The 18,193-nt window shown below is 69.5% G+C and carries 19 protein-coding genes and 1 pseudogene; 7 read left to right on the top strand and 13 right to left on the bottom strand.

Going from position 1 to position 18,193, the window contains the following annotated elements:
• Position 1 precedes the first annotated feature (1 nt).
• The 6 genes from AC1RRW_RS18220 to AC1RRW_RS18195 all read right to left on the bottom strand — a co-directional run bounded on the left by AC1RRW_RS18220 (position 2) and on the right by AC1RRW_RS18195 (position 7,216).
• Positions 2–1,540, bottom strand: a complete 1,539-nt coding sequence (locus AC1RRW_RS18220; RefSeq protein WP_492902540.1) for an alpha/beta hydrolase — start codon at positions 1,538–1,540, stop codon at positions 2–4.
• A 7-nt stretch (positions 1,541–1,547) separates the two neighbouring features.
• Entirely contained in the window at positions 1,548–2,708 is a 1,161-nt protein-coding gene (locus tag AC1RRW_RS18215) for a winged helix-turn-helix domain-containing protein (protein ID WP_492902539.1), read from the bottom strand.
• Between the two features lie 81 nt (positions 2,709–2,789).
• Positions 2,790–4,331, bottom strand: a complete 1,542-nt coding sequence (locus AC1RRW_RS18210; protein ID WP_492902537.1) for a hypothetical protein — start codon at positions 4,329–4,331, stop codon at positions 2,790–2,792.
• Positions 4,332–4,760: 429 nt separating this feature from the next.
• Positions 4,761–5,774, bottom strand: a complete 1,014-nt coding sequence (locus AC1RRW_RS18205) for a WD40 repeat domain-containing protein (RefSeq protein WP_492902535.1) — start codon at positions 5,772–5,774, stop codon at positions 4,761–4,763.
• Positions 5,775–5,861: 87 nt separating this feature from the next.
• On the bottom strand, positions 5,862–6,824 hold the full coding sequence (locus tag AC1RRW_RS18200; RefSeq protein ID WP_492902534.1) for a CobW family GTP-binding protein: 963 nt from the start codon (positions 6,822–6,824) through the stop codon (positions 5,862–5,864).
• Between the two features lie 98 nt (positions 6,825–6,922).
• On the bottom strand, positions 6,923–7,216 hold the full coding sequence (locus AC1RRW_RS18195) for a metal ABC transporter solute-binding protein, Zn/Mn family (RefSeq protein ID WP_492902532.1): 294 nt from the start codon (positions 7,214–7,216) through the stop codon (positions 6,923–6,925).
• 135 nt (positions 7,217–7,351) lie between these two features.
• On the opposite strand from AC1RRW_RS18195, the pseudogene AC1RRW_RS18190 reads away from it, so the two are divergent.
• Positions 7,352–7,534: pseudogene (locus AC1RRW_RS18190) on the top strand (BrnA antitoxin family protein); the annotation flags it as partial.
• A gap of 15 nt (positions 7,535–7,549) precedes the next feature.
• Here the strand turns inward: AC1RRW_RS18190 and AC1RRW_RS18185 are convergent.
• The gene (locus AC1RRW_RS18185; RefSeq protein ID WP_492902531.1) at positions 7,550–9,160 is read right to left on the bottom strand and encodes an OpgD/OpgG family glucan biosynthesis protein; all 1,611 of its coding nucleotides are present in this window, start codon (positions 9,158–9,160) and stop codon (positions 7,550–7,552) included.
• A gap of 149 nt (positions 9,161–9,309) precedes the next feature.
• Positions 9,310–9,549: a hypothetical protein gene (locus tag AC1RRW_RS18180; RefSeq protein WP_492902529.1), complete on the bottom strand. Its 240-nt coding sequence runs from the start codon at positions 9,547–9,549 to the stop codon at positions 9,310–9,312.
• A 147-nt stretch (positions 9,550–9,696) separates the two neighbouring features.
• Between AC1RRW_RS18180 and AC1RRW_RS18175 the strand changes: the two genes are divergently transcribed.
• The 6 genes from AC1RRW_RS18175 to AC1RRW_RS18150 all read left to right on the top strand — a co-directional run bounded on the left by AC1RRW_RS18175 (position 9,697) and on the right by AC1RRW_RS18150 (position 15,380).
• A complete protein-coding gene (locus AC1RRW_RS18175; RefSeq protein ID WP_492902527.1) occupies positions 9,697–11,286 on the top strand; it encodes a gamma-glutamyltransferase family protein in 1,590 nt (529 codons plus the stop codon).
• A 16-nt stretch (positions 11,287–11,302) separates the two neighbouring features.
• Positions 11,303–12,499 (top strand): amidase, encoded by a 1,197-nt coding sequence (locus AC1RRW_RS18170; protein WP_492902525.1) that lies wholly within the window; start codon positions 11,303–11,305, stop codon positions 12,497–12,499.
• 144 nt (positions 12,500–12,643) lie between these two features.
• Positions 12,644–13,258: a nitrile hydratase subunit alpha gene (nthA, locus tag AC1RRW_RS18165; RefSeq protein WP_492902523.1), complete on the top strand. Its 615-nt coding sequence runs from the start codon at positions 12,644–12,646 to the stop codon at positions 13,256–13,258.
• Positions 13,255–13,914, top strand: coding sequence for a nitrile hydratase subunit beta (nthB, locus tag AC1RRW_RS18160; protein WP_492902522.1), 660 nt, complete (start codon positions 13,255–13,257; stop codon positions 13,912–13,914). Before nthA ends, nthB begins: the two co-directional genes overlap by 4 nt.
• On the top strand, positions 13,901–14,302 hold the full coding sequence (locus tag AC1RRW_RS18155) for a nitrile hydratase accessory protein (RefSeq protein ID WP_492902520.1): 402 nt from the start codon (positions 13,901–13,903) through the stop codon (positions 14,300–14,302). The genes nthB and AC1RRW_RS18155 overlap by 14 nt, the downstream gene beginning before the upstream one ends.
• 136 nt (positions 14,303–14,438) lie before the next feature.
• Complete coding sequence (locus AC1RRW_RS18150) at positions 14,439–15,380, top strand: DUF6454 family protein (RefSeq protein ID WP_492902518.1); 942 nt, start codon at positions 14,439–14,441, stop codon at positions 15,378–15,380.
• Between the two features lie 221 nt (positions 15,381–15,601).
• Here AC1RRW_RS18150 and AC1RRW_RS18145 read toward each other — a convergent pair whose 3' ends face one another.
• From AC1RRW_RS18145 to AC1RRW_RS18125, 5 genes are all read right to left on the bottom strand, one after another.
• Positions 15,602–15,736, bottom strand: coding sequence for a hypothetical protein (locus tag AC1RRW_RS18145; RefSeq protein WP_492902516.1), 135 nt, complete (start codon positions 15,734–15,736; stop codon positions 15,602–15,604).
• A 107-nt stretch (positions 15,737–15,843) separates the two neighbouring features.
• Entirely contained in the window at positions 15,844–16,032 is a 189-nt protein-coding gene (locus tag AC1RRW_RS18140; protein ID WP_492902515.1) for a hypothetical protein, read from the bottom strand.
• An 85-nt stretch (positions 16,033–16,117) separates the two neighbouring features.
• Entirely contained in the window at positions 16,118–16,924 is an 807-nt protein-coding gene (locus tag AC1RRW_RS18135) for an aspartate dehydrogenase (protein WP_492902513.1), read from the bottom strand.
• Positions 16,921–17,745 (bottom strand): alpha/beta fold hydrolase, encoded by an 825-nt coding sequence (locus tag AC1RRW_RS18130; RefSeq protein ID WP_492902512.1) that lies wholly within the window; start codon positions 17,743–17,745, stop codon positions 16,921–16,923. The genes AC1RRW_RS18135 and AC1RRW_RS18130 overlap by 4 nt, the downstream gene beginning before the upstream one ends.
• Positions 17,742–18,062: an NIPSNAP family protein gene (locus tag AC1RRW_RS18125; protein WP_492902510.1), complete on the bottom strand. Its 321-nt coding sequence runs from the start codon at positions 18,060–18,062 to the stop codon at positions 17,742–17,744. Before AC1RRW_RS18125 ends, AC1RRW_RS18130 begins: the two co-directional genes overlap by 4 nt.
• Positions 18,063–18,193: the final 131 nt, after the last annotated feature.

The following is an 18,193-nucleotide window of genomic DNA, read 5'->3' as shown; positions in this document are numbered from 1 at the left end:
CTCACCCCGCGAGCAGCGGAAAGGTCACGCCGATCGCCCAGGCGAAGGCGACCGCGTTGGCGACGCCAGCGACCCATGGGTGCCCGGTGCGCCGGTAGAGCCAGCGGCTGAACAGGCCGTAGACCAAGAGGAACGGCACGATCACCGGCACGATCATGGCGAGGAAGAACAGCCGCTGGAAATCCAGTGCGACCGCCAAAGCGAGCGATGCGAGAAAGGCGATCTGCGCCACGAGATAGCCGCCACGCGCCGCCCCCTCCCCGCTCAGCAGCCATTCGCTGGCCAAGAAATAGCTCAGCGTGCCGACCAGCAGCGCCAGGATCAGCGGCAGCCGGGCGGAACCGGGCGCGAAGGAGGTGACGAAGCCGTCGATGGCGAGGCCGAGCCCGCCGAGACAGATCACGGCGGCGAATCCGATCGCCAGCAGGAGCGGTCCTTTTGGCGGACAGGGCGGCGTCCTCGGATCGGCCGATAGCCAGCGCAGGCACAGCCAGGTCAGCACGCCATAGAGCGCGAAATGCGCCGCGAGATAGTCGCCGACCAGCACGGGCAGGAACCGCGTCGGCACGACGCGCAGGATCAGCGGCGTCGCAATGGCGGGGATGAGCAGGGCCGGCCACAGCCTGCGCCAGCCGAGGCCTGCGCCGAGCGGCCGTTCGCTGACGACCGGCGGCAGCCGGCTGAGCGGCAGCACCGCCAGCACGAGCCCCGCCAGCAGCAGCGCGATCCAGCCGCCGCGCCCGTCGCGGTAGACCGGGCTCGTTCGCGCGATGCCGAAGGCCCCGTCGAGCCAGGCCTGCGCTTCGCCCATGCTGACGGCGCTGTAGAGCACGCTGACATGCTCGGCGCCCTCCGCGATGGCGACGCGACGGGCATCCCCAGTGGCGAAGCTGCCATAGGTCACGCCTTCCCGCGCCGGCTCCGGCGCGGAGACCTGCCCCGCGAGCCTGAGCGCCTCGGCCCGCAGGCGGCCCTCCCAGCCGCCCGCGACGAGCAGCAGGTTGCGCGGGCTGTCCTTGGTCACGACGGGAGAGAACGCCGAGACCGCGATCGTGGCCGAGATGTCCGGCGAGCCTTGCGCCGCCCGGATGACGATGTCCGACGCCATCGAATGCCCGAGGATCGCCAGCCTGCCGTCGCCCAGTCTGCGGGCGAAATCGATGACCGCGTTCGTCTGCGCCACGAGATTGCGGGTCGCGCCGCTGAGTTCGGTGATGCTGCCGGCGAGCGGCCTCGGATTGCGGCCATGGCCGAGGAAATCGAAGGTCAGCGCGATGAAGCCGTTGCGCGCGAACGTGTGCGCGAAGGCCTGCATCAATTGCTGCGAGCCGGCGAAGCCGTGGGCGATCACGACGACGGGAGCGGGCGCGCCCGGGGCCGGCCGATAGATCGTCGCCGGCGTCTCGCCGATCGTGACGCGCTCGATCGAGAGGCCGGAGCGGGTGGCGCCGAGCTGGAAAAGCGAGACCCCGACCGCAAGCGCCGCGAGGATGGCCGAGAGAGCGACGACCGGCCGCGACGAGGTCCGGGTTGCCGTCAAGACGATGTCATCCTCCAAGCTGGAAGCGCTCGAACCGGGCGAGCGCGGTCTCGATCAGCGCCTTCTCCTGCAGCGTGCCCTGTCCGTGCAGCCAGGTCCATTGCTGGATCAGGAGCCTGCCCGCCGCCCGGTCGGTCTTGAGGTCGAGCACCGCGACGATCCGGTCCCCGACAAGCACCGGCAGCGCGAAATAGCCGAAGACGCGCTTCTCTTTCGGCAGATAGGCCTCGAAGACATGGCCGTAATCGAAGATCAGCCTGGTCCGCTTGCGCTGGATGATCAGCGGATCGAAAGGCGAGAGGATGTGGACGAGGCCGGCCTCCAGCTCCGGAATGGGTGTGTCGAGCAGGTCGCGCCTGATCCAGTGCGGCGTCTTCTCGGCGCCTTCGATTTTGACCTGCACGAGCTCCCGGCGCTTCACCCGGGTCGCGATCAGCTCGGCCACCGCCTTCTTGCGCGGTGCATCGAGATGGCAGATCGAATCGAGGCTGACCACGCCCTGCGCGCGCAAGGCCCGGTCGAGCACATAGGCCGTGACCTGCCGCTCGCTCGCCGGCATCGGACGCTTCTCCCAGCCGAAATGCCGCTCCATCAGCTCATAGGTCTTGAGCATCCCGGCGCGGGCCGAGATCACCAGCTCGCCATCGTGGAAGGCGCGCTCGAGCAGGCCTTTGGACGGCTTCTTGCTGGCCCAGAGATGGGCCTTCTCGATCAGCACGTCGGTGTCGATGTCGCGGATGGTGAGCGCGCCGTCCCTGCGGATGCGGCGCAGCAGCTTGCGCGTCTCCTCCCGCCCGCCGACGGCCGACCAGCGCTTCGGCTCCTCGCGATGCGCCTTCATCGCCGGCAGGACATAACGCAGGTCGGATGTCGCGACGTAGGACAGCGCATGCGTCCAGTACTCGAACACGGATTTCTCGAGGGACTGCGCCGCCGCGAGGTCGGCGCGGCGGTAGGATGGAATGCGGCTGTAGAGGATGTGGTGGTGGCAGCGCTCGATCACGTTGATCGTGTCGATCTGGACATAGCCGAGATGCGCCACCGCCGCCGCCACGGCTTGCGGGCCTGACCCGAAGGGCTCCGGCGTATCGAGCCGCTGGGCGCTGAGCCAGATGGCGCGGGCCTGGGACGTGGTCAGGGTCGGAAGCGGTCTCGGTCGGAGGGCCATCCGGCGAGGATAGCAAAGCCAACCGGTAAGGGCAGCGCCCGTCGGCGCGCTGCTGACAGCAGCCGGCAGGAGGACGCGATCTCAGAACTCGCCCGTCATCCCCATCCTGGCTCCGCCGAAGCTGCTGCCGTTGAAGCTGACGCCGGCGTTGACCGCGACCGGAATGGCGACGTTGAGTCGGTGCGCCACCGAGAAGCCGGCGGCCCATTCGCCCTTGTAGACCGCGGTATTGCCGCTCCAGCTCGTCCGGCCCACGCCCGAGGGCATCGGCGCGCCGGTCATCGCCATGGCCGAGGCGATGCCCTGGCGGGCCTCCTTGCGGCTCTCGGTCGCATAGGTGTCGAGCGCGGCGACGCGCCCGTTCAGCGCGCCGAGATCGACGGTGCTGGTCGCGAGGTTGCCGGCCGCGTCGGCGGTGACGACCTGGGTCGGGCCGCTCTGCGCCGCCCGGCTCGCCGCCGAGGCGATGCCCGGCATCGTATAGGTGCTCGCGGCCGTGCCGATCGCGATCTGGCGGGCCCGCGTCGCGCTGGCCCCGGGGCCGAGCGCCATGCTGCCCTCGCCGCTGGCCGACGCGCCCGCGCCCAGCGCGACGCTGCCATCGCCCGCGGCCTGAGCCTGCGTGCCGACGGCCGTGGCGCGCGCGCCATCGGCTCTGGCGCCGTAGCCCGCCGCCAGCGCATCGGCGCCCTGCGCGACGGCGAGCGCATAGTTGCCGGTGTTGTTGCCGGCGATCACGCCGCTTGTCCGGTCGAGCGCCGAGAGCGCCGAACCGACATCGGTGTAGATGCCGCTGCGCAGCCCGTAGCGCGGCCCGGTGAAGCTGCCATCCGCGGCGAAGCCGGCCCCGCCGCCCAGCGCCGTCGAGACATTGCCGGCGACCGAGCGCAGCTGCCGCAGATTGACGGCGTCGGTCTCCTGCGTTCCGCCCGCGACATTGGCGATCTGCCGTTCGTTGCCGGCCGAGCCGACCGACAGCGCGCCTTGCGCCGAGGCGACGCGCGCGCCGCTGAACGCCTCGGCCGCGCCGCCGAGCCCCGCGCGCAGCGCCACCGAGCCCGCGCCAAGAGCGATCCCGCCCGCGGCCGAGACAGTCGCGTCACGGCCGATGGCGACGCCGTCGGCGGTCGTGACGGCCCCGCGCAGCCCGATCGCGACCGCGCCCGTGGCGGCTCCGTTCGTCGCCGCGCCATGGCCGAAAGCGATCGCGTTCTGGTCCGCCGCCGACGCCGTCGGGCTCGTCGTGCTGCCGAGCCCGCTGATCTGGCCGCCGCCGATCGCGATGCCGCCGGTCGATTCGACCTGGACACGGTCGGCCTTGACGCCGCATTGGCCAGGCGCCGTCACCAGATTGCCGTTCTGGTCGATCGCGGTCAGGCCGATGTTGCGGCCGCTCAGCGCACCGCGGAGGTTGAGGTTCACGTCGCCGACGATGCCGTTGAGCACGGGATCGAGCGTGCCGGCCAGCAGGCCCGTGGTCACGCCGGCGATCGGCTGGAGGACCGGCAGGTTGACGCTGAGCCCGGTGCAGACGTCGACGACCGAATTGGCCTGCGCGAGGACGGGAGCCGGCAGGGCAGCCGCCAGCGGCAAGGCGCATAACGCATGGGACAAGCGACGCATCCGCAACTCCGTCGTTTCTGGCGATAACGCATGGGTGCATTATCAGATATAAACAACTTTAAGTTGCAATGGTTGACGAACCTCTAAAATTCCCGCTCAGGTTGTGTCGGTGGCGACGGCTATGACTGTGGCGCGGCGCCGCTGCTCAATTGGAGCGCTGGCTTTCCAGACTGTCGGCAAGCATCCCGCGCGTGATCTCGGCCATCGCAGCCGGCGCCATGAACGCCTTCGTCTTCTCGCCCGGATTCATTACAAGGATGATCGTCTCGGGGCCCGGACAGGCCGGATCGGCGCAGAGGATCTCGTTGACGGCGACGGCGGCGGCAGGCTCGGCAGATCGCGGACATCGGCCTTGATGCGCGGCATCGCCCACATCCTTCGCCTTCCCGGCCGCGCTCCTGCCGGACAGGCCGAAGCGCGTCGCGACGCTCAGCCGGCCGCCGGCAGCGTCAGCACGCCGGCCGCGCCGTCTTCCGCCCCGAACGCCAGCCGCTTGCCGGTCTTGTCCCAGGCGAAGGCGGTGATGCCGCTGCCCTTCAGCGCCGGGCGCACCAGAAGCTCGGAGGCGTCGGTCAGGCGGATCATCAGGATGCAGCCGTCGTCGTAGCCGACGGCCAGCACGAGCGCGCGCGGATGGAAGGCGACGCGCGTGACTTTCGCATGGCGCGCGCCGCATTCGCGCGGCGCCTTGCCCTGCGGCCCGTCGCCCTGGAACGGCCAGATGATCGCGGCGTCCGCGCCGCTGGAGGCGAGCCAGAGCCCGTCATGCGACCAGGACAGGCTGCGCGGCTTCGACGGATAGCCGGTCATGCGCATATGGCTCGGCTTCTCGCCGAGCCGCCAGCCATGCAGCGCGTTCTCCTGCATGGCCGAGACGACGAAGCGCCCGTCCGGCGACCAGGTCACGTCGAGATGCGAACCCTTCCATTCCAGGAAGTCCGGCTTCGCCTCGGTGTTGGGATACCAGAGACAGACGCCGTTCATCTGGGCGATGGCAAGGCGATAACCCTTCGGCGCGAAGACCAGCCCCTGCGGGGTCGAGGCGACCTCGAGCGACTTGACCCGCCCCTTGTCGTCGCGGGCATGGACGCAGCGGCCGGTGTTCCAGGCCAGGCTGCCGGAGGCCGACAGCGCGAGCGAATCGATCCAGCGCCGCTTCTCGTCGCGCGCCAATTCGGCCGGGGGACCGTCCGCCGCGATCGCCAGCACGCGGCCGTCGTCGCCGCCGGTGATAAGCCGTTCACCGTCGGAGCAGGCGCTGAGCAGGCCGCCGGCATGGACCTCGATCGTCTCGCTTTCGCCCTCGCGCCAGCGCAGCGCCCGGCCGTCGGCGAGCGCCAGCACGAGCGTCGCTTTCAGCCAATGGGCGGCGACGACATGCTCGCCGGCCCCGACGGGGACGACATGCTCGCGCAGCGAGACGGGTTTGACGATCGTGTCCATGGGCAACGCTTTAACTTCGAGCGAGGATTTCGCAAACCACTGTCATGCCGGGGCGGCCCGGAGGGCCGAACCCGGAATGACAAGTGGTTACGCCGCGCAGGCCAGAAAACCCTTGCGGAGCTCGGCCTCGTCGAGGTCGCGGCCGATGAAGACCAGCCGCGAATTGCGCGTCTCGCCGCTCTTCCAGTCGCGCTGCAGGTCGCCGTCGAGGATCATGTGCACGCCCTGGAAGACAAAGCGGCGCGGCTCGTCCTTGAAGGCCAGGATACCCTTGGAGCGCAGGATGTTGGGGCCTTGCGCCTGGCTGAGACCGTTGATCCAGGGCATGAATTTTTCCGGATCGACATCGCCGGGGATGGTGAAGGACAGCGAGCGCACCTCGTCGGAATGGTGGTGGTGATGCCCCGATTCGAGGAAATCCGGCTCGATGTCGAGGATGCGGTCGAGATCGAAGGCGTTGCGCTCGAGCAGCTGGTCGATCGGCAGCTCGCAGCGCGTCGTCTTGTGGAGCTTGGCATAGGGGTTGATGGCGCGGATGCGGGCCTCGACCTCAACCAGTTCCCCGGGCGTCACGAGATCGGTCTTGTTCAGGATGATGACGTCGGCGAAGGCGATCTGGTTCTTCGCCTCGGGCGCGTCCTTCAGCCGCTCGGTCAGCCATTTCGCGTCGGTGACGGTGACGACCGCGTCGAGCCTAGTCGCGTCGCCGACATCCTGGTCGACGAAGAAGGTCTGCGCCACCGGAGCCGGGTCGGCCAGACCAGTCGTCTCGACGATGATCGCGTCGAACTTGCCCCTGCGCTTCATCAGCCCGTCGAGAATGCGGATCAGGTCGCCGCGCACGGTGCAGCAGATGCATCCGTTGTTCATCTCGAAGACCTCCTCGTCGGCGCCGACCACGAGGTCGCCGTCGATGCCGGTCTCGCCGAACTCGTTGACGATCACGGCGAATTTCTTGCCGTGATCCTCGGTCAGGATGCGGTTGAGGAGCGTGGTCTTGCCGGCGCCCAGATAGCCTGTGAGCACCGTGACGGGAATTTTCTCGGGCATGGCCGATCCTGAGGCTTCAATGGGCGACGTCGCATGTCGTCCAGCCTGCGCTATCCCAGCTTCAGCCCTCGGGATGAGGGCTGGAGTTGGGACTGACGTCAGACCGGGCCGGCGGCGAGCGCCTTCTCGATCTGGCTTATATTGTGTTTCATCATCGCGATGTAAGTCCCGGCCGGGCCGTCCCGCACTGGGAGCGCATCCGGGCACGGCCGCCCGCCGACCTTCGCCCCGGCCTCGCGCGCGACCTGCTCGGCCGGGCGCGGATTGGCGACGTTCTCGAGGAAGACGGCCGGGATCTTCTCCGCCTTCACCTGCCGGACGATGCGGGCGACGTCCTGGCCGAGGCCCCGGCCTCGGTCGAGACGCCCTGTGAGGGACGAAGGCGATGCCATGGATCCTGACGAAGTAGTCCGCCTTGCGAGCCGGGCAGGAGCGAGCCGAGATGGAATAAGCCGGCCGCCGGATCGGCCAAATGGTCGTGATCGTCTACCGCGGCCGACTGGGTTGATCCGGACGCCGCTCCCGGACTGAGCGATGAGTGGTTCGACACGGCCGATGTTCATGGCGGCGGCGTGCTGATCCGCCGCGGTCGCGGCAGGCTGAAGCTCGAAGCGTCGAAGAAGCAGATCACGCTGCATCTCGACGCCGATGTCGTCGAGCGATTCCGCGCGACCGGACCGGGCTGGCAGTCACGCGTCAACGAGACGTTGCGCAAGGCGGCCCGATCAGAACGGCAGATACTGATACAGCCAGGTCTCGGTCAGCACCTGTTCGCCGCCGCGCAGGAAGCAGCGCATCTCGACCGGGTCGTTGCCGTCGACGGTAAGGTCGAACTGCGCCCGCCAGTGGCCGGGCACGTCGTTGGGCACGGCCTCGGCGAAGACGTAGGAGAACGCCCCCCGCGAGGCCGAGAGCACGACCTCGGGCTTCACGCCGAAGGGAATCGTCTCCAGCGACGGCCCCTTGAACTCGACCATGAACTTGCGCACGCCCTTGGGCCGGGTCGTGCCGGGCTGGCCGCCATTGCCGAGCCGCGTCGCGACGACGCGCCCGAGCGGCGACGGGAACGGCTCGTCGGCGAGCCAGTGCAGCCGGTAGCGGAAGGCGTAGGCCGCGCCGGCCCTGGCCTGCCCGTCCGGCACCCACATCGCGACGATGTTGTCGTGGATCTCGTCGTCGGTCGGGATCTCGATGAGCTGGACCGCGCCCTTGCCCCAGTCGCCTTGCGTCTCGACCCAGAGGCTCGGCCGGCGCTCGTAGAACACCCCGTCGAGATAATTGCCGATCTCGCGGTCGCGCTGCATCAGGCCGAAGCCGCGCGGCGCGTTGTCGGAGAAGGCGGAGGCGATGGTGCGGCTCGGATTGTTGAGCGGCCGCCAGGCGCGCTCGCCCGTGCCGGTCCAGAGCGCAAGCCCGTCGGAATCGTGCACCTCCGGCCGCCAGTCGACCGCGGTGGGCTTCGCCGTCTCGGAATACCAGAACATCGAGGTCAGGGGCGCGATGCCGAGCCGCGACACGTCGTTGCGCAGATAGAGCGCGGTCTCGATATCCATGGTGACGCCCTTGCCGCGATGCATGCGGAAGCGATAGGCGCCGGCCACGCTCGGTCCCGAGAGCAGCGCGTAGACCATGACGTATTCGGCGCCCTCCCCGGGCGTCTCGAGCCAGACATGGGTGAAGTCGGGGAACTCCTCGGCCTTGCCGCCGACGGCGGGATCGATCGCGAGCCCCCGCGCCGAAAGCCCGTACTGGTAGAGCTCGCCGATGGCGCGGAAATAGGAGGCGCCGAGAAAAGCGACCCAGTCGTTCTTCTGCCAGTCGAGCTTCTCGCCCTTGCGGCCGGGATGGCCGGTGCGGCTCTCCTGGAAGCGGAAGCCGGCGAAGCCCGCCCCGGCCGGCAGGTCGCGCGCCGGCGAATCCGCCGGCATGTCGAAATAGCGCTCGTCATAGACGATCTCGCGCGCCTGCCCGCCATCGAGCACATGCATGCGCGCGGGCTTCTGGAAATAGCGTCCGAGATGGAAGAACGTCACCGGCCAGGGCGAGGGCCCGTCGGCCCAGAGCGCCATCTCCGGCTTGAAGCGGATCTTGCCATGGGCGTCGTAGTCGATCCGCTCCAGCACGTCGGGACGCGAGGCCGGCGGGGCCTGATAGGGCTTTGAGGCCAGATCGCGCGCGCGCGCCTTCAGTCCGTCGAAGCTGAAGGCCTCGGCCGTTCCCAGCGTCAGGCCCTGCTGCGCCAGCGCGGCCGGCGAAAAGCCGAGCGCCGCAAGCGTCGCGGTCGCAGCCGAACTGGCCAGCAGGGTGCGGCGGTCGAGGCGGTGCTTGGTCGTCATGGTCGGATGGGCTCGCAGGGCTGATGGCGGGCGTCATTCTCGGGCCGGGTCATGCCCGGGGGCAAGCGCGACGCGAAATGTCGCGGAGCTATCGCCTCGAAGCATGGCGAAGCGACGGCAGGCTCGGCAGCTCTCGCTCAGCCGCGGTCTCAGCCGCCCTGCCCCAGCCGCTCGACCTTGATGACGCGGCGCATCAAATTGAGCATGGCGTAGGCGGCGAAGCCCGAGAACAGCGCCATCAGGATGTATTCGAAGATCGTGCCGAGCTCGAACAGGCCGGCGAGCGCCCAGCCCGCCGCCAGCGCGACGCCGAACAGCTCGACCGCGATCAGGATGCCGAGCGACACGACCATGATCAGGTTGCGCCCGTTGCTGCGCCTTTCGGCCATTCTCTCGATCCCAGCTTCCAGGATGACAAAGACACTTAATGCCCAGGACGACCTAGCGGAGGCTGCGGCGGCATGCAACAAAATCGCGCCGCCGGCGTCCGTCGCTAACAGCACATGGTCGTTCCCTCCCCGCTTGAAAAGACCCTGATGATCGATACGCCCGTTTTTGCCTCAGCCGCGGTCGCCGCTCCCCATGCGCTTGCCTCTCAGGCCGGGCGCGCCATCCTCGCCGAGGGCGGCAACGCGATCGAGGCGATGGTGGCGATGGCGGCGACCATCGCGGTCGTCTACCCGCACATGAATTCGGTGGGCGGCGACGGCTTCTGGCTGGCGCGCCAGCCCGGCGGCAAGGTCCACGCGATCGAGGCCTGCGGCCCGGCGGGCTCGCTCGCCACGATCGAGCGCTATCGCGAGAAGGGCCACGACACGCTGCCGGCGCGCGGACCCGACGCCGCGATCACGGTCGCGGGCGCGATCGCCGGCTGGCACGCGGCGCTCGCGCTCTCGGCCTCGCTCGGCGGCCGGATGCCGCTGAAAGACCTGCTCGCGGATGCGATCGCCCATTGCGACGCCGGCTACGACGTCTCCCCATCGGAGTTGCGGACCTGGCCCCAGGAGGTCGAGGCGACCAAGCTCGCGCCCGGCTTCGGCAGCTTCTTCTGGCCGGGCGGCGAGCAGCCCAAGCCCGGCGCGCGCCGCAGGCCCGAAGCCTTGGGCGCGACACTGAAGCAGCTCGCGGCCGCCGGGCTCGACGACTTCTACCGCGGCGACATCGGCCGCGAGATCGCCGCCGACCTAGCGGCGATGGGCTCCCCCGTCACGCGCGGCGACATCGAGGCCTATCAGGCCCGGATGGTGGAACCGCTCGCGCTCAAGCTCGAGGGGCTGACCCTCTACAATTTCCCGCCGCCGACGCAGGGGCTGGCCTCGCTGCTGATCCTCGGCATCTTCGAGAAGCTCGGAGTCACGCGTGCGGAGGGCTTCGACCATCATCACGGGCTGGTCGAGGCGGTGAAGCGCGCCTTCGTCATCCGCGACCGCCACATCACCGACCCGGACCATCTCACGGCCGATCCGGCGAGCTTCCTGACCGACGCCGTCTTCGCCCGCGAGGCCGCCGCGATCGACCGCAGGCGCGCCGCGCCGTGGCCGCCAAAACCCGGCAATGGCGACACGATCTGGATGGGCGCGATCGACGGCACCGGCATGGCCGTGTCCTATATCCAGTCGCTCTACTGGGAATACGGCTCGGGCTGCGTGCTGCCCAAGACCGGCATCCACTGGCAGAACCGCGGCGTTTCCTTCTCGCTCGACGGAACCGCCGTGAATCCGCTTCAGCCCGGCCGCAAACCCTTCCATACGCTCAACCCGGCCTTCGCGCGTTTCGATGACGGTCGCATCCTGTCCTATGGCGCGATGGGCGGCGACGGCCAGCCGCAATTCCAGGCGCAGATCCTGTCGCGCTACCGCTTCGGCCAGAACCTCGCCACCGCCGTCGACGCGCCGCGCTGGCTGCTCGGCAAGACCTGGGGCGCGGGCTCGGTCTCGCTCAAGCTGGAGAGCCGCTTCGACCCGATGCTGCTGGCGCGGCTGACCGCCGCCGGCCATCCTGTCGAGGAATATTCGGAAGCCTATTCCGACCAGTTCGGCCATGCCGGCATGCTGCTGAAACATCCGCGCGGCGAGGTCGAGGCGACGCATGATCCGCGTTCCGACGGCGACGCGCAGGGTATCTGACAAGGGATTTGACGCTATGCCTGTCGACGACCCGTTCCGCTGTTTCGTGCCTTATCCGGACGTGGCCGTGAAGAGCGCGCCGTCCGGCCCTCTCGCGGGGCTGACGCTTGCGGTCAAGGACCTGTTCGACGTCAAGGGCTATCCGACCGGTGCCGGCTCGCCGTTCGTGCTGGCGCAGTCCGGCGTCAAGACCAAGACCGCGCCGATCGTGAAGACGCTGCTCGACGCCGGCGCCCGCTTCGTCGGCAAGACCCATACCGACGAGCTGGCCTTCTCGCTCAATGGCAAGAACGCGCATTTCGGCTCACCCGTAAATCCTTCGGCGCCGGACCGCATCACCGGCGGCTCTTCCTCGGGCTCGATGGCGGCGGTCGCCGGCCGGCTCGCCGATATCGGGCTGGGTTCCGACACCGGCGGCTCGGTGCGCGCGCCGGCGAGCTATGGCGGGCTCTTCGGCATCCGCCCGAGCCATGGCCGGCTCTCGCTGAAGCGCGCCTGGCCGCTGTCGGAGAGCCTCGACACGCCGGGCTGGTTCTGCCGCGACGGCGAGACCTTCGCGCGCGTCTCTGACGCCGTCTTCGGCAAGGACCGGATCGCGCTGCCTGAGACGCCGCGCCTGCTGCTGGCCGACGACATGTTTGGCCAGGCCGTGCCCGAGGCCGAGACAATCCTGCGCAATGTCGTCCAGCGCGCCATGCATTCACTTGGCGAGCCCGAGACCGTGACGGTCGCGCGCGATCTCGACGCGCTCTACTGGGCCTTCCGCTGGGTGCAGGGCCGCGAGGCCTGGCTCACGGACGGGGCGATGATCGAGCGCTTCGCCCCACCGCTGGGCCCGGGCGTCGCCGAGCGCTTCGCCTTCTCGAAATCCGTCACGGACGCCGAATACGCCAAGGCCGGAACGACCCGGAACGGGTTTCGCGCCAAGCTGGCGCGAATGCTCGGCTCCGACGGCGTGCTGATCCTGCCGACCGTGCCCGACATCGCGCCGCTGGTCGGCGCGCCGGAGCCGGAACTCGACGATTTCCGCAACCGGGCGCTGCGCCTGCTCTGCCTCGCCGGGCTGTCCCGATTTCCGCAGGTGACGATGCCGGTGGCGCGGCGCGCGGGCGCGCCGCTCGGCCTCTCGCTGATCGGGCCGAAGGACTCGGACAAATCGCTCGTCGCCTTCGCGGTCAGGTTCGAGCGGGCGGTGCGCGTGAGGATCGCGTGAATTCCTCAGGGCGAGGCCGGGGAGCCGCGAAGCGGCGTGTCGAAGGATGCTCCGGTAGGGGTAAAGTCGGGCTGGACGATCCTTCGAGACGCGAGCTTGCTTGCTCCTCAGGATGAGGGCCGAGAGTTGGATGGAGCGCACGGGATGAGCCGACACCATCACGACCACGACAACCACCTCGCCCCGATCGAGGCGCGGGTGAAGGCGCTGGAGACGCTGCTCGTCGAGAAGGGCTATGTCGATCCCGCCGCGCTCGACGCCATCGTCGACACCTACGAGACCAGGATCGGCCCGCGCAACGGCGCGCGCGTCGTCGCCAAGGCCTGGACCGACCCGGACTTCGCCGCGCGGCTGAAGGCCGACGGCACGGCCGCCGTCGCGGAACTGGGCTATGGCGGGCGCGGCGGCGAGCATATCGTCGCGGTGTTCAACACGCCCGAGCAGCACAATCTGATCTGCTGCACGCTCTGCTCCTGCTATCCCTGGCCGGTGCTCGGCCTGCCGCCGGTCTGGTACAAATCCCCGCCCTATCGCGCCAAGGCTGTGATCGACCCGCGCGGCGTGCTCGCCGATTTCGGCGTGACCCTGCCGGAAGGCCGGAAGATCCGCGTCTGGGATTCGACCGCCGAGACGCGCTTCATCGTCGTCCCGATGCGGCCAGACGGCACCGAGGGCTGGCCGGAGGAACGGCTCGCGGAGATCGTCTCCCGCGATTCGATGATCGGCGCCGGCCTCCCTCTCGTCGAGGCCGCGCCATGAACGGCGGCCAGGATCTCGGCGGCCAGATGGGTTTCGGCCCGGTCCGGCCGGAGCCGAACGAGCCGGTCTTCCATGGCGAGTGGGAAAAGCGCGTGCTGGCGCTGAACGTCGCCGCCGGCGCGATGGGCCACTGGACGATCGACGAGATCCGCCATGCCCGCGAAAGCCTGCCCCCAGCCGATTACCTCTCGTTCAGCTACTACCAGATCTGGCTGACGGCGCTGAACGCGACGCTGGTCCGGCATGGCTTTCTGAGCGAGGCCGAACTCGACAAGGGCGAGCCGCTGAGCCCGCCGAAGACGCCGAAACGCGTCCTCAAGGGCGACGAGGTCGCGGCGATGCTGCGGCGCGGTTTCCCCTATGAGCGCGACGCGCAGGCCCCGGCGCGCTTCGCGATCGGTGACAAGGTCCGCACCATCGTCATGCATCCACAGCACCACACTCGTCTGCCGCGTTATGCGCGCGGCAAGCGAGGGATGATCGAGCGCGTCAGCGGCTGCCATGTCTTCCCCGATACCGGCGCGCATGGCGAGCGGGAGACGGCGCAATGGCTCTACACCGTCGTCTTTGCCGGCCCGGAGCTCTGGGGCCGCGACGCCGACCCCGCGACCAGCGTCAGCATCGAGGCCTGGGAGAGCTATCTTGAGCCGGCCTGAGGCCGATCTCGCCTTGGCGCTCGCGGCCGGCACACCGATCCCGCGTGACGCGGACGGCCCGGTCTTCGCCGAGCCCTGGCAGGCGCAGGCCTTCGCGCTCGTCGTGGCGCTGCAGGGCAAGGGCGTCTTCACCGCCGACGAATGGGCGCAGGCCCTGGGCGCCGAGATCGCGGAGGCGGTCGCGCATGGCGGCTGCCGCGACGGGTCGGATTATTACGAGCGCTGGTGCGAGGCGCTGGAGCATCTGCTCGTCGCCAAGGGCTTGGCGTCCCATGACGGGATCGACGCGCTCGCCGCCGCTTGGGCGCGCGCCGCGGAGGCGACCCCGCACGGCCGGCCGATCCTGCTGGAAAACGATCCGCTTGCCCAAGATCGCCTTGCCGGCTAATTTTCCGACCGACGCAAGAGCGGCCGCGGGCTGCCCGTCCGGATGTCGTGCGGGCGTCACCGACGGTCGTTAGCCTCGACCATCCGCAGCGCATTCGCCCGCGACCGGATCGCCGGACCGGGCACGGGAAACGCCGATGAGAACCCTGATCGCAAGCATGTTCGTCGCGGCCGGCCTGATCGCTGCCCCGCCAGCCCAGGCCGCCGACCCGGCCCTCGCCACCCTGCTGCCGAAGCTGACGCGCGCCACGCAATGGAAGCAGGTCGCGGCGATCCCGATGCAGTTCCCGACGAACCATCCGCAGGGCATGCTGAAGATCGGCGACGCCTTCTTCGTCTCCTCCGTCGAGATCAAAAAGCCGACGACGCGCTTCCCCACCCCGCAGGACGGCTATGACCGCGACACCGGCGAAGGCGCGGGACATCTCTACAAGATCGACGCGCAGGGCAAGCTGCTGGGCAGCGTGACGCTCGGCGAAGGCTCGATCTATCATCCCGGCGGCATCGATTTCGACGGCAAGGACATCTGGGTTCCGGTCGCCGAATACCGGCCCGACAGCCAGTCGATCATTTACAAGGTCGATCCCGAGACGCTGAAGGCGACCGAGGTGTTCCGCTTCAAGGATCATGTCGGCGGCATCGTCCACAACACAGACGACAAGTCGCTGCACGGCGTCTCATGGGGCTCGCGCCGCTTCTACACATGGCCGCTCGGGGCCGACGGCAAGCCGACCAATCTCGCGACCCCGCCGGAACAGCTGCGCGTCGCCAATCCCGCCCTCTATATCGACTATCAGGACTGCCACTTCATCGGCTCGAGCCGCATGCTGTGCTCGGGCCTGAATGCCTACCGCGCCGGACCGGACGCGCCGGTCTTCCGGCTCGGCGGCTTCGAGATCGTCGATCTGAAGGACAACCGGCCGATCTTCCAGATGCCGGTCGAGCTCTGGTCGCCGTCAGGCCTGCCGATGACGCAGAACCCGTTCTGGGTCGAGCCGACGGGCGACGGCATCCGCGCCTATTTCATGCCCGACGACGGCAAGTCGACGCTGTTCGTCTACGAGGCCTCGGCGAAATAACCTGCCTCAGCGGCCGGCGAAGACCGGCTCGCGCTTGCAGAGGAGGCGGCGCGCCTTCCGCGAAGTCGGCGGTCCCGGTCGCGGCGAGGAAGGCCTTGGCGCTCGGCCTCGATCTGGTCGGACCTCGGCGGGCTCATCGCCGAAGCTCGCCACGTCTCCGCCGGCCATGAAGGCCCGCCCCGCGCCGGGCAGGACGATGCAGCGCAAGCCTTCGCGATGCGTCAAGGCGCGACCGCCTCGCCAAAGGCTCGTGCCGTCGCGAGGTCGATCGCGTTCAGGACCTTCGGGCGATCGAAGGCGATCAGCGCGATGCCGGTCGCGGCGTCGAAGTCGTGCGTGACGGGAGGTTGCGCCATCCAGAGATCGCCCGGTTCGGATAAGGCGTCAGACGGCCACGAGGTCAGACCGTCGCGGCGGCGTCCGCAGCGCGCGGATCTCGGATCCAGCCGGGCGAAAGCGCCTGCTACGCCGTTTTCTTGGCCGCCTTGCCCGGTCTGGTCGGGGCCTGCGTCGCGACGGGGTCGCTCGCCGGAAAGGTCTCCTTCAGCGCGTCGTGCAGAGCGGCGTCCTTGCTCTTGCCCTTGGCGGCGCGCTTCTGGGCTGCCTGCTCCCGGCGCAGGCTCTCCTTGGCGGGATTGGCGGTGGCGCCCATGATCGTTCCCTCATCTTTCGAGCCGGCGGGGCCGGCTTTGCATCGGAGAACGCGTTGGCGGCCGCGTCGTTCCGCGTCACCGCGCTCAAAGCATCTGGATCGGCGAGAAATACTGCTCGATCGCGGCCATCAGCGCGGCCCCGACGATCCACGAGGTCTTGGGATTGGCGGGCGACGGCCGGTTGGCGATCTCCAGGCGCATCGTGCCGAAGGCGCTCGACGCCGCGACGACATGGGTGTTGCCGGCCGCCGCCGGATCGCAGACCACCGCGACCTCGACGCCGGCGAAGCCCGGACCGGCCAGCGCCAGCGCGGCCGCGACGTTGAGGTTCTGCGGATAGGCGGCGGCGGCGGCGCGCGCTTCGCCCGAGAACAGCGTCACGGGTGCATCGAGCCGCGCGGGATCATGACCGAGCCGCTCGAGCTCGGCTTTCCACGCAGCCGCCGGCTTGCGCGATTCATAGCGCAGCGAAAGATCGGCCGCGCCACGCACGGCCCGGACATAGTCGAGCCCACCGAGCGCGCCTGACGGGAGCAGGATGCGTCCGCCGCCGGCGCGGGCGGCGTCGGTCAAGGCGCTCAGCAGCGCCTCGTCATGCAGCGCGCCGATCGACGAGACCAGCAGCGGCAGCCCGAGCGCGAGACAGCCCGGCCCATGCGCCCGGATCGCGCCATGCCCGGCCGCCTCGACCACGAGATCGGGCGCGAAGGCTTTGAGCCCCGCCATGTCGGGGACCAGCACGCAGGACGGCGGCACGCGCTCGCGCGATGGCGAGGCCGCGCCGAGCAGGACGCCGAGGTCGTAGCCCGGCGTCTCCGCCGTAAGCAGCGCGGCAGTGAGATCGCTCGCGATCGCACCATAGCCGATCAGGACGATGCGCCGCTTCCTCACCCGAGTTCTCCGATCCATTCGGCGACCGTCGCGGTGAAGGCGTCGGGCCGCGAGACCGGGAAGAAATGCCCGCCCGTGTCGAGCATGGTCTTGCGCGCGCCCGGCAGCGCGGCGGCGAGTTCCTCCTGCAGGAAGCAGGGCACGATCATGTCGTCGCGCGCGCCCAGGATCAGCACCGGCATGGCCAGCGAAGCCGCGTAGGTCGAACCGTCGAAGGCCAGCAGCGCCTCGATCCTCTCGCGCACGACGGCGCGCGCCTCCACTGAGACGGGCGCGGCCCTGGCCGCCGCCTCAAAAGTCTGCCAATGCGCCTCGAGCCATGTCGGCGGATAGGCCATCAGCGCGGCCGTCGTCGCATAGGCCAGCGGATCGGCGTCGAGGATCGACAGGCGCGTGCCGAACAGGCCGGACATGTAGCGGCTCGGCTTCAGCCAGGTCGCGCTCAGGATCAGCCCGTCGAGCCGCTCGGGCGCGAGCCGGCCGAGCTCCTGGCCGATGCAGCCGCCGGTCGAATGGCCGAGCAGCACGGCCCGCTCGATGCCGGCTGCGTCCAGCACCGCGGCGCAGTCCAGGGCGAGCTGCGCGATGGTGCAGGGCGCCTGCCCGCGCGTGCTGGCGCCGATGCCGCGCTGGTCGAAGCGGATCACGCGGAATGAGCGCGCCAGCGTCGCGGCGTTGTCGGCCCAGAAGCCGGCCGTGCCGCCGAGCCCGCTGACCAGCAGCAGCGGCTGGCCAGCGCCCTCGCTGCAAGCCTTCAGGACGGCGCCGTCGGCCGTCCCGACCTCGAAGCGCCCGTCGGCGCTGGCTTGCGCGGCGCTCATTGCAGCGGCGAAAACGAGACGGGCGTGAGGATGCGCGTCCGCTGGATGTCGATCAGCCCGTCGACGCGCGCGAGATAGCCCTGCCACTCCGGATCGGCCAGCATCGCCTTGCGCCGCGCCGCCCGGTCGTCGAGGCTGTCATAGCCCCAGAGCGCCACGACATGGTTGAGCTCGCCGATCTCCGTGGTGAAATAGGACACGAAGGCGCCGAGATGTTTCTTCTGCAGGGGCAGGCCGAACTCGCCATAGACGGCGACGAACTGGGCGAGCTTGCCGGCCCGGATGCGATAATCGCGCTCTTCGTAGATCACGGACATCCTCCCCTTGCGACGCGTCCTGCCTTGCCGGCTGGGCTTCCGGGCCCGTCGCGTTGCGTCCGGCGCAAGATGGCGCAGTCCGGGACGCGCCGCTATGCCCCTGGCGACGGGGCCGGGACGCGGGCCATGCA

Source organism: Allobosea sp. GW821-FHT12C12 (assembly GCF_058807355.1).
The sequence above is the reverse complement of the archived record's forward strand: the minus strand, read 5'-3'. Positions and strand labels throughout refer to the sequence as shown.